A 14,646-nucleotide genomic window follows, 5' to 3' on the forward strand; every position below is an offset into this window, starting at 1 on the left:
GACCGGTATACATATGTCGTGTGCATGCCGGTCTTTCTCTATGTGCCAGCCCGGTTCAGACTCACAGCTGAACCGGGCTGCTTATTTTTATCAGGCGCCGCCCTTTATGGCTGCCCCTTTCATAGCCGAGACATACTCATAAATCGGTGCCGCCGCATCATTTCCGTATTTAGCAATGATTTTGACAATCGCACTGCCGACAATGACACCATCTGAAACTGCCGCTATTTTTTCAGCCTGCTCCGGCGTGTTGATGCCAAACCCGACAGCACAAGGCACCTGCGTTTCCGTCCGTGCCACATCAATTATATCCTTCAAATTCGTCTTGATCTCACTGCGCGTACCGGTAACTCCCATAGAAGATACGATATAAAGAAATCCTTCCCCCATTCTGGCAATTTCCCGAATGCGGTCTTTAGAGGTAGGCGCAATCATAGAAATAATATCAATACCCTGCATCTTAGCTTCTGCTGCGCATTCATCTCGTTCTTCAAAAGGCATATCCGGGATAATCACGCCGTCTACGCCGGTTTCTTTACATTTCGCAAAAAACGTATCCTTCCCGTAATTATAAATCGGATTGACATAGGTCAGAAATACCAAAGGCACCTGAGATTCTTTACGGACCATCGTTACCAGACGAAATACATCCTCCAGTCGCGTATGGACGGATAAAGCCCGTATATTTGCCTCCTGAATAACGACGCCTTCTGCAATGGGATCCGAAAAGGGAATTCCGATTTCTACCAGATCCGCGCCTGCCTGTACCATTGACATGATAAATTCATAACTTTTTTCAATCGACGGATCACCTGCCGTCAAAAAACCAATAAAGGCCTTGCCGTTGTTAAATGCATTGCCGATTTTACTCATGCAAATCCCTCCCCTTATATCTTGCAATAGCCGCCACATCCTTATCACCGCGGCCGGATAGGCAGATAATAATGCTTTCTTCTCTGCTCAGCCTTGGAGCGATCTGCATGGCCTGATACACCGCATGGGCGCTTTCAATAGCGCAGATAATTCCCTCTGTCCGCGCCAGATATTCAAAGGCTTCAACAGCTTCATTATCCTTAACCGGAATATATTCCGCGCGGCCAATGTCGTGCAGATAGGCATGTTCCGGACCGATACCCGGATAGTCAAGCCCGGCTGAAATAGAATATACTTCGTCGATCTGCCCCTGATCATCCTGGCAGAAGATGGACTTCATGCCGTGGAAAATCCCTACCGTACCTTTAGCGATCGTCGCTGCATGCTGCGGTGTGTCGATACCGCGCCCGGCTGCTTCACAGCCGATGAGACGGACATTCGCATCTTCAATGAAATGATAGAACATGCCCATAGCATTGCTACCGCCGCCGACGCAAGCCATAACCACGCTAGGCAGTTTCCCTTCCTTTTCCAAAATCTGCTGACGCGCTTCTTTACTGATGACGGCCTGAAAATCACGCACCATCATAGGAAACGGATGAGGCCCCATAGTGGATCCGATGACATAATGCGTATCTTCGACACGGCCTACCCATTCCCGCATCGCTTCATTGACAGCATCCTTCAAGACCCGGGTGCCTGACGTAACAGCATGAACCTTTGCCCCCAGCAATTCCATCCGGTATACGTTCAGTGCCTGCCGGATTGTATCCACTTCTCCCATGAATACTTCGCATTCCAGTCCCATAAATGCGGCTGCCGTAGCGGTAGCCACACCATGCTGCCCGGCCCCTGTTTCGGCAATGACCCGGGTCTTGCCCATTTTTTTTGCCAGCAGGCACTGACCCAGCGCGTTATTAATCTTATGGGCCCCTGTATGATTTAAATCTTCCCGCTTCAGATAAATTTTAGCGCCGCCCAGATTTTCTGTCATTTTACCGGCATAATACAGCAATGACGGCCTGTTAGCATAATTATCAAGCAAATCCTTTAACTGCGCCTGAAATTCCGGATCTTTCTTATAGTATGCGTACGCCTTATCCAAACGCTGTATCTCATTCATTAATGTTTCCGGTATGTACTGACCGCCAAAGGGCCCAAATCTTCCTGTTTTCATTCTATTCCTCCTGATGCACAGTCTGCCGCACCTGTGCCATAAATTGTTTTATTTTTTCTCTGTCCTTTACGCCTTCACTCTCAATCCCGCTGCTCACATCCAGCGCGTACGGACGCAATCGCAAAGCCTGCGCTGAATTTTCCGGACTGAGACCGCCGGCAAGAAAGTAGTCTCGCTGCAAGCCCCGCAGTACGGACCAGTTAAAGGAACTGCCGGTACCGCCCGCGCCGTGATCCAGCAAAATGTAATCGGCGGCGCTTTGCTGCGCCCGCTCCGCGTCCCGCCTGGACGCTACGGAAAAAGCCTGAATAATAGGAACAGCAATGCGGCGGCGCAGCTTTTTAATATACGTTTCATCCTCATGACCATGAAGCTGTACCAGCTGTATGACGCCGTTTTGAACCAAGGCCGCAATACGTTCCTGAGATGCATCAACAAACACGCCGACGGCCTGTATCCGCGCATCCAGCCGTGATCGTAAGAAGACTGCTTGTTCATCCGTAATACGCCGCCTCTGCCCGGCAAATACAAACCCCACATAATCCGGCATATATTCATTAGCCCATGTGATATCACAGGCTCGTTTCATGCCGCACAGCTTGACCTTAACCATGCCGGCCGCCAGCCAGCGTATGCAGCATCGCTTTTTTGTCAGGACTGCGCATGAGCGTTTCTCCAATAAGTACAGCGTCGACACCATTATCCTGCAGGCAGGAAACATCCGCTGCCGTGCAGATGCCGCTTTCCGCGACAAAAAGGCATTCTTTCGGAACCAACGGGCGCAGCCGGCAGCTTGTATCCAGCGATACGGTAAAATTTTTGAGATTACGGTTATTGACCCCGATCACCCGGGCGCCGCATCGGACAGCACGTTGTATCTCCCCGGCATCATGCGCCTCTACCAGTACAGACAACCCCAGAGAGTCCGCAATATGAAAAAATGATACCAGCCGTTCGTCCTCCAGTATTGCGCAAATAAGAAGAATAGCCGAAGCGCCCCAGACTCGCGCTTCATAAATTTGATAGGCATCCAGAATAAAATCCTTGCGTATAACCGGTGTCGCAACCGCTGCCGCAATATGCTGCAGATATTGGCCGCTGCCTTGAAAATAATCACGCTCCGTTAAAACAGAAATAGCTGCCGCACCCGCCGCCTCATATTCCCGGGCAATATCCATATACGGAAATTGCGCTGCAATCAGCCCCTTGGACGGCGATGCTCTTTTAACCTCACAAATAAAGGAAATTCCCGGATGAGACAACGCCCGTTCAAAAGGAAAGTCTTTTTTTTCTTTTACATCAGCGGCCCTTCGCTTCATTTCTTCCGGCGGTATACGCTGCTTATCTTGTTCTATCCGTTTGGCCACAGCCGCTGTAATATCATCCAAAATCATTCTATCACCGTCCTTTATGCGATATGGCTCTGGACCACAAAGGCATTTAACACGTTCAAGGCTTCGCCGCTGTCAATCAGCCGTTCCGCCATGCGAACTCCCGCCTCCAGTGTTGGTGCTTTTCCTGCGATGTACAGGCCAGCTCCGGCATTCAATACCACTGCCACCCGCTTGGTACCAGGCTTACCGCTCAGTATCTGCCGCGTAATATCGGCATTTTCCGCCGGTGTCCCGCCGACAACTTCTGATTTTGATCCCCGTATCAACTGAAACTGTTCCGGCTCAATTTCATAGGTTGTAAATGTATCACCGTCAAACTCACAAATCTTAGTCGGCGCCGACGCCGATATTTCATCCATTTTATCCATGCCGTATACAGCCATTCCCCGTTTTACACCCAAGCCGCTCAGCACATGAGCCAGCGGTTCTACCAGGCTTTCATCATACACTCCCAAAACCTGATGATCCGCATGGGCAGGGTTGGTCAGCGGTCCCAGCAAATTAAATACCGTAGGTACACCCAGTTCTTTTCGTACCGGCCCGACATACTTCATCGCCTTATGATAATGCTGCGCGAATAGGAAACAAAAGCCTACCTTTTGAAGAAGGGCCGTGCATTTATCCGGATCCAGGCTGATATTAGCTCCCAACGCTTCCAATACATCTGCCGCGCCGCTTTTAGACGTCGCGGCCCGGTTGCCGTGCTTAGCAACCTTGCAGCCGCCGGCAGCGCAGACAAAGCTCGATGTCGTGGATATATTAAAAGACTGCGATTGATCGCCGCCAGTGCCGACGATTTCCAGCAACCCCTTCGTACCAGAAACAGGTGTCGCATGGTCCCGCATAGATTTGGCACATGCCGTAATTTCCGTAATAGTCGCACCTTTGGCCTGCAACGCCGTCAGGAATGCTGCGGTCTGCACAGGTGTCGTCTGCCCGCCCATAATCTCATCAATGACCTGCATGGTGTCTTCCATCGTTAAATTTTCATGCCGGATCAATTTTACTGTCGCTTCCTGTATCATCATCTACTCCCCCTATAAGCAACCCTGTTTCATATCCAAAAAATTCCGAATAATAATCGGTCCTTCCGGAGTCAAAATGGATTCCGGATGAAACTGCAAGCCGTATACAGCATATCGCCTATGCCCGACTGCCATGATTTCATTATCTGCCGTTGCCGCCAACACAATCAGTTCATCAGATAGTGTATCCGGATCCGCTGCCAGCGAATGATATCGCCCTACATCTATTTTCTCAGGCAAACCGTTGAATAAAGGGCTGTCTGTACGGAACTCCGCCACAGACTGCTTACCATGCATAAGCTGTTTGGCATACGTAATCGTACAGCCATAGACCTCGCAAATCGCCTGATGACCGAGGCAGACTCCCATGATAGGAATTTTTCCGGCAAAACAGCGTATCGCCTGTTCACAGATTCCCGCATCAGCCGGCCGGCCCGGTCCTGGTGAAATGACCAAATGATCCGGCTCCATCGCTTCAATTTCCGCAACAGTCTTTTCATCATTTCGCACTACCGCAATCCGTGTATCAAACTGTCCCAGCAGCTGATAGAGATTATATGAAAAACTATCATAATTATCAATCAACACGATCATTTATCTATTCCCCCCTCCGCCTGCGCGATTGCTGTCATGACAGCACCAGCCTTATTCAGGCATTCTGCATATTCATTTTCAGGCACGCTGTCGGCAACAATACCGGCGCCGGCCCGGACAAATATCCGTTTTCCCTTTTTATAGACTAGTCGTATGCCGATGCACGTATCCATATTCCCCGTGAAATCAATATATCCGATAGCGCCGCCATAAATCCCCCGTTTACAACCTTCAAGCTCGTCTATGATCTGGCAGGCCCTGATCTTAGGAGCTCCGGACAGCGTCCCTGCCGGCAGAACCGAACCGATCGCATCGACAGCCGTTTTGCCGGATCGTATGGTACTCTTTACAGTGGAACCAAGATGCATGACATGCGAAAATCGGAGAACTTCCAAATATTTTTCTACATGAACAGAACCAAATTCACTGATTCGTCCCAAATCGTTACGGCCCAGATCAACCAGCATATTATGCTCTGCCAGTTCCTTGGGATTATGAAGCAGTTCCTGCTCCAGCGTTTCATCCATTTCCGGCGTGGCCCCCCGGGGGCGCGTCCCTGCCAGCGGAAATGTAAACAGCGTGTCATCCTGCAGCCGCGTCAATGTTTCTGGTGACGAACCGACGATCTCTATATCGTCACCGGAGAAATAAAACATGTACGGAGATGGATTTACCGTCCTCAGAACGCGATATGTATCAAATAAACTGCCGCTGGCAGTGGCCTCCATCCTGTTAGAAAGAACGACCTGAAAAATATCGCCCTCTCGGATGTACTCCTTGCCCTTTTCCACCATCCGACAATATTCTTCTTTGGTGAACAAAGGGTGGAAGGGGCCTTCCAGTTGCAGCGGTTCCGGTGATGTCTTTTTTCCTTCGCGGAGCAACTGTTCCATACGATCCATTTCCAATATGGCCCTATTGTAATTTTCCTCCGGCGCATCCAGACGGACATTGCAGATCAGCATAATTCGCTGTTTCAAATTATCGAACACGATCACATTTTCAAAAAGGAACAAATCAAAATCAGGAATATTTTCGTCATCAGCTGCCTCAATCCGCAAAGACGGTTCGGCATATTTGATATAATCATACGAAAAATATCCGACCAATCCACCCGTAAAAGGCGGCAGATTTTCAATCTTGGGAGATATATTATCTGCCAGTATCTGACGGATAAATTCCTCCGGTTCGGCTGTCTGGACTGCCACATCCGTCCCGGCCTTCAAGTGCACTGTATGATTCTTGCAGGTCACTTCCATCTGCGGATCATATCCTAAAAAAGTATACCGGCCCCACCGCTTGGCATCCTCCATGCTTTCCAGAAGATAACAGCGCGGACTAATGTGTTTCAAAATCCGCAGAACCTCGACAGGGGTCCGTATATCCGCATAAATACTGCGGCAGATCGGAACAATTTTATACTCTTTGGCATATGCCTTCACTTGTTCAAGGGACATCGTATTCATAAGTTTCCTCCCGCAAAAAAAATCCGTCCATGACAAATAGTTTGTCAAGGACGGATTCAAATCTCCGCGGTGCCACCTTGTTTCAGGCCAATACGCCTACGCTCGACGGAATACCAACATATTCCCGGCAACTGACGTATGCCTTCACGTCGCAGAATACTCGGCCTGAGCCTTTGGCTGCGCCCTCAGCGGTCCATTTAACAAGCTGCGTCGGCCGGCTCTCATCACCCCGGCTCTCTGTACGTGCACGTCATTGTTTTTACTTCCGCTTCAAAGGTTTTCATGGACAGTGTTCATTTGTTGTTTTGTATCATACCCCGAAACAAGTATCTTGTCAAGACAGAAATGATTTATTTTCAAAGACAATCGTTTAACGTACCTGTATTTTTTAGAAAAATACCAAAAACGGAGAAATAATAAGCAATATACCAGCAACTACAATGAGGATCAGGGTAATTCCCTTGTATTTATTTAGCGCCTTCACTTTATATACCAGATACGCCGGAATCAGGCAGGCAATTAAACCAAAAATAGGTCCTAGAAGTGTCAGTAATTTCAGTACGGGAGCATTGAGGATAATGGCTCCCCAGGATACGGCAATAGCGAAAATGAGAATGCCGATCTGTACGGCCTTTTTATTAATTTTTTCTTCCGGTATAAATCGGCGCAGCATATTCATAGCAATTCCCCGGCAGGCTTCCCGAAAACCAAGAAATACGCTGAAAAATGCAGTCATGACAGCAAAAATATTCAGAATAAGACTGAATATTTTGACAGCATTGCCTTCAAATCCGCGAGCCACTATAGCCAGCGCAGAAATATTCTGCGTATATGCCATTACGGCCTGGTCATGTCCCATGGCCAGATTAAATGACATGGCATAGGAGAAAATTGTAATAAAAAGGACGGCAAAGGCTATTTTCATAGCCCGCATAGCTTTATAACGGGCCACGTAAATAGATTTATTATGCGCCCGATAAGAAATGACCATAGGACTAATGCTGGGAATAAACAAAATAGATGTCAACGTGACCGGCAGCATGGCAATCGTATTTTTGATCAAGAATCCCAAATCAGGAAACAAACCGATATTGGCAACATTCCAATGCTGTACCATAATCCCGCCAAGACAGATGACGACGAGAAGTTTCGTAAGAACCATGAGCGTAGACATACGAAACAACAGCTTTTCACCTTGAGAAGCCAGCAGTACCATGACACATATAATAGCTAATCCATAGAACGGACTATCGGAAACAAGCGTATCCGTCACACCAAAGGAATACAAAAAGGACGCACTGTCATTCGTAAGTGCCGTCGAATACATAAAGACACAAATAAGAATGCTGAGAAAGTACAAAATTCCCAGTAAAAAACCCCAGTTTTTTCCAAGATAGCCGCTGATAACGCTGGGATAATCGTCACAGCGCGGTGCATCCGCCAGTGTATTAATGAATAGCCGCTGCAGAAAATAAATAGCCGGATATGCGATGATGGCAGAAAACAAATATACCCAAATGCCGACCAGACCGACTTGTACAGGAAGGAATACAATCCCCGCCCCGATAGCCATGCCGATACTCATAATGATCCAGCCCCAATCCGTACTATCAAACTGAACAGCGGTTTTCCATTCCACCGCCGTCATTCCTGCCTGCTGTGCAAGCGTTGCCGATGAACTCATTTCACTAACCTCCTGAAATCATAAATACATTGAAATACAAATTCATAAAAACTACTCAAGATGATTCTGTATTACAGCAATACGATCCCCTCACGAACAAATCTGCATTCCCCATCACACACCGTCCTGCTGCAACTATTGGATTATAATATGTCCAACCTGTACCTCCTTCATGTAAGCCGCAGCATCTTCCACAGCTAAAATTAATATTTTTGTGTTAATTTGTCTTTTATAAATGGATTATTTTATGCTTTTCAAAAAAGTGTTCTCTTACATGCAAACACTTGTTTTTCTTAATATATGATATATAATTATATATTTTTACTATACATACCTAAATAACAAGTACATTGATGATCATCCAATTTAAAGATATAATAAAGGTAGAACCATTAACTTAAACGTTTTATTTTATGTTTTGAGTATATCATGGAAATTATTTACTGTAAAATATTCATTTCTCATCTTCCATCCATAGTTTTTAACTATATATTTTATGTGCTTTTAATAAAAATATATGCATTTTTCCAATCTTATTTTTGGTACGCCTGCTCATACAAGTACTAAACAGTAACCCATTTTTTATATTATATGTCCATTGTAAAAAGTCATATTTGAATATTTTCTTATTATCTTTCCGTAACATCTTCTATTTCATAACAAATATAAATTTTATTATTATGATATTTTATTAATTTTAATATTATTTTTTCGCATGAATTATTAAGTTTATTTTTATATTTTTTTACCGGCCTGCATGTATTTCAATACTATTTCTCTTTATTTTCTCTATTCTCTATAGAGTGTGCATATATTCAGAGGAGAGTTCGTATGACATTACATCAACTTAGATATATCGTAGAATTATCGAGACACAATTCCATATCCGCAGCCGCACAGACACTGGAAATTTCACAGCCTAGTCTGAGCACCGCCATCAAGGATTTGGAAAAAGAATTTCATATTACACTGTTGGAGCGAAACCGTCACGGCATTTCCTTTACCCCAGCCGGATTAGAATTTCTTCATTTTGCCAACCGTATTATCAGTCAGACGGGACAGCTGTGTGATCATTTTAATTTAGGAGTGGCCCCTCATTGCAAATTGCAATTATCCCTGTCCGGGCAGCATTATATGTTTACCATTGACGCTTTAACACGGTATATTCAATCTATCCCGGCAGAAAAAAAATATAGTATTTCACTGCGTGAAGGACGAACCTCCCAAGTCATTCAAGATGTTATTACCCTGCAAAGCCAAATCGGCATCTTATTTACCTCCTACATGACCAAACAATTTCTGCATACTCTCTTTACCAAAAATGATCTTGAATTTATAGAACTCTGCCGCTTCACGCCCAGCGTATATATCAATAAGAATCATCCTTTAGCCGAATGCGGCGAATTATCAATTGCGCAGCTCAAAACCTATCCGTACATCCGATTCGAGCAGGGACAGGACAGCCGTCAATTTTCAGAAGAGATTATGATCCCGGATATCAAATCAGAACAATCCATTTATGTAACAGACCGTTCCGCGTTGTTCAGCATCATCAGCGCAACCGATGCCTATACCATCGGCACAGGACAGCTGCATCCTTCTATTTCCGGACAACATATCTGTTCTATCCCACTTAAATCTCCCGTTGACATGATGACCGTAGGTTGGATCAAATTAAAAAACATAGTGCTGCCTCGAGAAGCCTTGTTATTTATGAACAAACTCAGTACCTCACTGGCGCCTTATAAATAATATTTTTCTTACTCTTTCTTATATCCAATATTGCAATATATTGCAATATTTTTTTTGATATGTCCATATTTATATATATCACTAATTTATTTTTATTTACTTTTCATTGCTTTTTTTCATTATAATTTAGAAAAAAACTTTTTTATTTTATTATTGACAATTTTTCTTACGAATGATACAATTCAAATTGTAAAAATTATGTAAATCATATTCAGCTTTTTATTGCAATAATATGCAGTAAAATAATAAAAAGAATCCCTAAAAAGACACAGCAACGGCGCTGCTTTGTTTTTCAGGGATTCTTTTATTTATATAACATTTTGTAAATACCACACACGAAAGGTGAGAGATATGAAAAATAACAGGTACGGATATACAGAAAGGCAATATACTGTGTTTCAAAAATACGCCTGGAAAGTCCTGCTCGGATTTTCCATTTTATATTGTTTCTTATACTGCGGACGGCTGAATTTGAGTTCAGCGCTTCCGCTCATGGCGGCAGAAGAAGGCTGGAACACCACTCAGCTCGGTATATTATCCTCCGTTTTTTTCTGGACCTACGGTATCGGTCATCTGATCAACGGGCGACTGGGAGAAATCATCGGTATCAATCGATTTATTATCAGTGCCGTCATCTTATCCGCGGCGGCCAATCTGCTGATAGGGTTTCAAAGCTCTTTGCTGGTTATTGCCTTGTTATGGGGCCTGAACGGTTATTTCCAATCTATGGCATGGGCTCCGGGCATGTCCCTGCTCTCCAAATGGTGGCCCAGCAACCGTCGGGGCTTTGCTGCCGGCTTTGCCAACGGCTTTGCCGGCTTCGGTCAAGCAGTCTGCATGGGTGTCGTCATAATCATATTTGCTGTCATCCCCCAGGCTGGCTGGCGGGCCGCCTTTTTTTATCCCGCCCTGATTGCCGTCATCCTCTCGGTCCTATACGCTTATGGTATCAAAGAAACACCCCACGCTGCCGGGCTGCCCGAATACACAGACAATGTGACCAGCACCGCTTCTGAGCTGAAAATAAACGCCTCGCTGCGGGGAAAAAGCAAATTATATCCGTATATCTACCTTATAAAGGAATGGAAATTTGACGTATGGCTGCTGATTATTGCCTTGAGCAGCATTGCCCGCTATGGCCTTCTGAACTGGATTCCCTTATATTTTACGAACACAATGGGGATGGATATAAAAGACGGTCTCATGGAAAATTTGCTGTTATCCGTAGGCATGGGCTGCGGAACGTTGGTTATTCCAGCACTGAGCGATAAGCTCTGTCGAAATGACCGTCTGCCCGCCGTATTAACATGTTCTGTCGCCGGCGGTTTGGCAGTACTGCTGTTCATGTTTTCTCAAACGATGTGGATCATCGATATTCTCTTATTTACGGCAGGTTTTTTCTTATATGCCATTAACGGTCTTGTATGGCCTTTTGCCATTGATATCGGCGGACGTCAGCTGGCTGGTACAGCCAGTGGTATTCTGGATTTTACAGCCTATTTAGGCGCTGCCATACAAGCCATTGTTTTCGGTTTATTCCTCGGCAGCGGCAGCTGGTCCATGCTGTTTGCCGCCATTACTATAGTCTGCGCTGCCATGGCGGTCTTATCGGTCGCCGCAGCTGGAAATACAAAAGATGCCGCACCGGCCGGCATAGATCAAGGCCAAAAGGCATCCACAATTATATAACCCGGTCATTATTTAAGGAGGAATTTTCATGTTGGATTGTACTGTATTACCAAAAATCAAAAGAAACGTATTATTGAACCCCGGTCCGGCTACAACGACTGACACCGTTAAATACGCACAGGTTGTTCCCGATATATGCCCCCGTGAAAAAGAATTCGGTGCTGTCATGAAGGAATTGGGAGAATCCCTCGTCAAAATCGCGCATGGCAGCACGGACACGTATACAGCCGTCTTATTCTGCGGTTCCGGCACATTGAATATAGATGCCTGCGTCAACTCCCTGGTTCCGGAAGGAAAGAAAATACTCATACTGAATAATGGCTCATATTCCAGCCGTGCCGTCGATGTATGCCGGTATTACCACATCAATCACATCGACTTAAAATCTTCATACACTAAACCAATTGATGCGGATACGGTCGCCGAAGTACTGCACCAGGACACAGACCACGAAATTGCCGTCGTATACTGCTGCCATCACGAAACAGGCACCGGCGTGCTCAATCCTATTCGTGAAATAGGCAAGGCCGCGCACGACCACGGCTGCACCATGATTGCCGATACAACATCTTCTTACGCCATGGTTCCTATTAACTTGGAAACAGACAATTTGGACTTTATCATGGCCTCTGCCCAAAAAGGCATCATGGCAATGACCGGCCTTTCTTTTGTAATCGGTAATACAAAGATGCTGGAGGAATCCAAAAATTATCCCACTCGTTCCTATTACACGAATCTGTACATGCAGTACAGCTTTATCCGAGATAAGGGAGAAATGCATTTCACCCCGCCAGTGCAAACTATTTACGCCGCATTGCAGGGCATCAAAGAATATTTCGCCGAGGGAGAACAGGCAAAGTGGAAACGCCATCAGGCAATATGGAAAGAACTGGTGCAGGGAGCGGAAAAATTCGGCTTTAAGCCGCTGATCAACAAGGAATTTCAATCTCATCTGGTACTGGCGCTTCTCTACCCGGACGATCCAAACTTCACCTTTGAAACAATGCATGACTCGCTGTACGCTAAGGGCTTTACGATTTATCCCGGCAAGGTATCCGACTTTCATACCTTCCGTCTCTGCTCGCTGGGTGCCATTTATCCGGAAGATATTAAAGCATTCTGGCAGGCAATGAAGGAAATCCTGTCGGAAATGAAAATGACCATTCCGATCCAATACAATACATAATCTACTGCGTTTTTCGGAAAGGAGTATGTATCGTGACAGCTACAACAGATATCTGCAGTGCAATTCTGCAGACAGCGGCACACGCGGGATGCCGGCAGCCTTTGGTCATATGCGGTCATTCTTTTATGAAAAATCCGGCCTACGACCAGCTGCTGCACACCAGCGCCCTGTCTGCTGTCCCGTTTCACGACTATGAGCCAAATCCCCGATACGAATCTGTGCTCAACGGTCTGCAGCTTTTCCAAGACCGGCACTGTGACATGTTGATTTCCATCGGCGGCGGCAGTCCTATAGATGTGGCCAAAAGCATTAAGGCCTTTTATAACATGAAAACAGACCTTCCGTATATCAAGCAAAGCATCATTCCTAATGCTATTCCCCATTTGGCGATTCCAACGACTGCCGGTACCGGCAGTGAAGCAACACATTTTGCGGTCATTTATTATCAGGGAAAAAAATATTCCATAGCCGACACCAGTTTGACACCGGACTATGTCGTGATGGATCCGGAATTGCTTACAGGGCTGCCGGCATACCAGCGCAAGGCAACTATGCTGGATGCCCTGGGGCATGCCATCGAATCCTTTTGGTCTGTTCACGCAACAGAAGAAAGCCGTAACTTTGCTGCTGCTGCCCTCCAAAAATGGTTTGCCGCCTATCCGGCATATCTGAAAAATACTGCCGGCGGCAACGCGGCAATGCTAAAAGCAGCACATTTGGCTGGCAAGGCTATCGATATGACAACAACAACAGCAGCACATGCCATGAGCTATAAAATGACCAGTTTATACGGTATCGCGCATGGGCACGCCGTAGGACTGTGCTTGCCTGCATTATGGAAATATATGCTGACCCACATGGATCAGGTCACAGATCCCCGCGGCGCAGACTATACGATTACCGGCTTTCAAAAAATCGCCAGGCATTTAGGTCAGCCGTCTCCAGAGGCCGCGATTCTCTTTTTGAGGACGCTGCTGAAAAAACTGGATATGACCGTTCCACAGCTGCAATCTGCAGACGAGCTGGAGCTCCTTTGCGCATTCGTCAATCTGCAGCGCCTGTCTAATAATCCCGTTGCCCTGCGGTCCCATGACCTGCACGTTATCTACCAAAATATGCTGTCCCGTACTTGATCCGAAAGCAAAAAATAATACGTGAGATACAAAAAACAGACCGCCGTGTCGTACTGTCAACACGGCGGTCTGTTTTCACCAGAGGTTCAGCAAAAGGAGTTGCGCAACCATATAGATTCTGACGCTGTATAGGCTACCTTTCAACGCAGGCAATGCCGCGCTGCAGTGCATCCATATTCAGAGGCACTAATTTGGCCTTCTTTCCTGTAAACATTTCATGAATCATATTTTCAATCGTTTTTACCTGCAGCACCTTAGTAGCCGCAACATAAGCACCGAGCATAACCATATTGCTAACCTTGGAATTTCCCAATTCACGGGCAATATCATCACATGGCACATAATGCACCTGCACATCACTACGATCCACTGTATCAGGTACAATGCTGCTATTGATAAAAATTGTGCCGCCAGGCTGTACCTGCGGACCAAATTTAGCCAACGCCGCCCGGTTCATAACCACTATTTCCGAAGGATGCTCCACCAGAGGAGACCCAATGCGTTCATCGCTGATAATGACGGTACAGTTTGCAGTGCCGCCGCGCATTTCCGGACCGTAAGACGGAACCCATGAAACCTGCAAATCTTCTTCTACACCTGCTTCAACCAGGTTTTTACCGATTGACATAACGCCCTGACCGCCAAAACCGGAGAGGATGACTTCATGTTTCAT

13 protein-coding genes are annotated in these 14,646 nt (G+C 46.1%); 4 read left to right on the forward strand and 9 right to left on the reverse strand.

Annotated features, from left to right (window positions below):
• Positions 1–90: 90 nt before the first annotated feature.
• The 8 genes from trpA to AB840_RS03525 form a co-directional block, all read right to left on the reverse strand.
• Positions 91–873: a tryptophan synthase subunit alpha gene (trpA, locus tag AB840_RS03490; RefSeq protein ID WP_048513440.1), complete on the reverse strand. Its 783-nt coding sequence runs from the start codon at positions 871–873 to the stop codon at positions 91–93.
• Positions 866–2,050 (reverse strand): tryptophan synthase subunit beta, encoded by a 1,185-nt coding sequence (gene trpB, locus AB840_RS03495; protein WP_048513441.1) that lies wholly within the window; start codon positions 2,048–2,050, stop codon positions 866–868. Before trpB ends, trpA begins: the two co-directional genes overlap by 8 nt.
• A 1-nt stretch (position 2,051) precedes the next feature.
• Positions 2,052–2,663 carry a phosphoribosylanthranilate isomerase gene (locus tag AB840_RS17730; RefSeq protein ID WP_048513442.1) on the reverse strand — a complete coding sequence of 204 codons (612 nt, stop codon included), beginning with the start codon at positions 2,661–2,663 and terminating at the stop codon, positions 2,052–2,054.
• On the reverse strand, positions 2,656–3,444 hold the full coding sequence (gene trpC, locus AB840_RS17735) for an indole-3-glycerol phosphate synthase TrpC (RefSeq protein ID WP_048513443.1): 789 nt from the start codon (positions 3,442–3,444) through the stop codon (positions 2,656–2,658). Before trpC ends, AB840_RS17730 begins: the two co-directional genes overlap by 8 nt.
• A 14-nt stretch (positions 3,445–3,458) precedes the next feature.
• On the reverse strand, positions 3,459–4,469 hold the full coding sequence (gene trpD, locus AB840_RS03510; protein ID WP_048513444.1) for an anthranilate phosphoribosyltransferase: 1,011 nt from the start codon (positions 4,467–4,469) through the stop codon (positions 3,459–3,461).
• 12 nt (positions 4,470–4,481) lie between these two features.
• Positions 4,482–5,063, reverse strand: a complete 582-nt coding sequence (locus tag AB840_RS03515) for an anthranilate synthase component II (protein ID WP_048513445.1) — start codon at positions 5,061–5,063, stop codon at positions 4,482–4,484.
• Positions 5,060–6,529: an anthranilate synthase component I gene (trpE, locus tag AB840_RS03520; protein ID WP_048513446.1), complete on the reverse strand. Its 1,470-nt coding sequence runs from the start codon at positions 6,527–6,529 to the stop codon at positions 5,060–5,062. Before trpE ends, AB840_RS03515 begins: the two co-directional genes overlap by 4 nt.
• 388 nt (positions 6,530–6,917) lie before the next feature.
• Positions 6,918–8,213 carry an SLC5/6 family protein gene (locus tag AB840_RS03525; protein ID WP_171969691.1) on the reverse strand — a complete coding sequence of 432 codons (1,296 nt, stop codon included), beginning with the start codon at positions 8,211–8,213 and terminating at the stop codon, positions 6,918–6,920.
• Positions 8,214–9,044: 831 nt separating this feature from the next.
• On the opposite strand from AB840_RS03525, the gene AB840_RS03530 reads away from it, so the two are divergent.
• The 4 genes from AB840_RS03530 to AB840_RS03545 all read left to right on the forward strand — a co-directional run bounded on the left by AB840_RS03530 (position 9,045) and on the right by AB840_RS03545 (position 13,973).
• Entirely contained in the window at positions 9,045–9,965 is a 921-nt protein-coding gene (locus tag AB840_RS03530; protein WP_072061745.1) for a LysR family transcriptional regulator, read from the forward strand.
• 351 nt (positions 9,966–10,316) lie between these two features.
• Positions 10,317–11,654, forward strand: a complete 1,338-nt coding sequence (locus tag AB840_RS03535; protein ID WP_048513447.1) for an MFS transporter — start codon at positions 10,317–10,319, stop codon at positions 11,652–11,654.
• Between the two features lie 28 nt (positions 11,655–11,682).
• Positions 11,683–12,840, forward strand: coding sequence for a 2-aminoethylphosphonate aminotransferase (locus tag AB840_RS03540; protein WP_048513448.1), 1,158 nt, complete (start codon positions 11,683–11,685; stop codon positions 12,838–12,840).
• 32 nt (positions 12,841–12,872) lie between these two features.
• Positions 12,873–13,973, forward strand: a complete 1,101-nt coding sequence (locus AB840_RS03545; protein WP_048513449.1) for a phosphonoacetaldehyde reductase — start codon at positions 12,873–12,875, stop codon at positions 13,971–13,973.
• Positions 13,974–14,106: 133 nt separating this feature from the next.
• On the opposite strand, the gene AB840_RS03550 is transcribed toward AB840_RS03545, so the two are convergent.
• The gene (locus AB840_RS03550) at positions 14,107–14,646 is read right to left on the reverse strand and encodes a 2-oxoacid:acceptor oxidoreductase family protein (protein ID WP_048513450.1); all 540 of its coding nucleotides are present in this window, start codon (positions 14,644–14,646) and stop codon (positions 14,107–14,109) included.

The sequence above is a fragment of the Megasphaera cerevisiae DSM 20462 genome (assembly GCF_001045675.1).
Classification (GTDB): Bacteria; Bacillota; Negativicutes; order Veillonellales; family Megasphaeraceae; genus Megasphaera; species Megasphaera cerevisiae.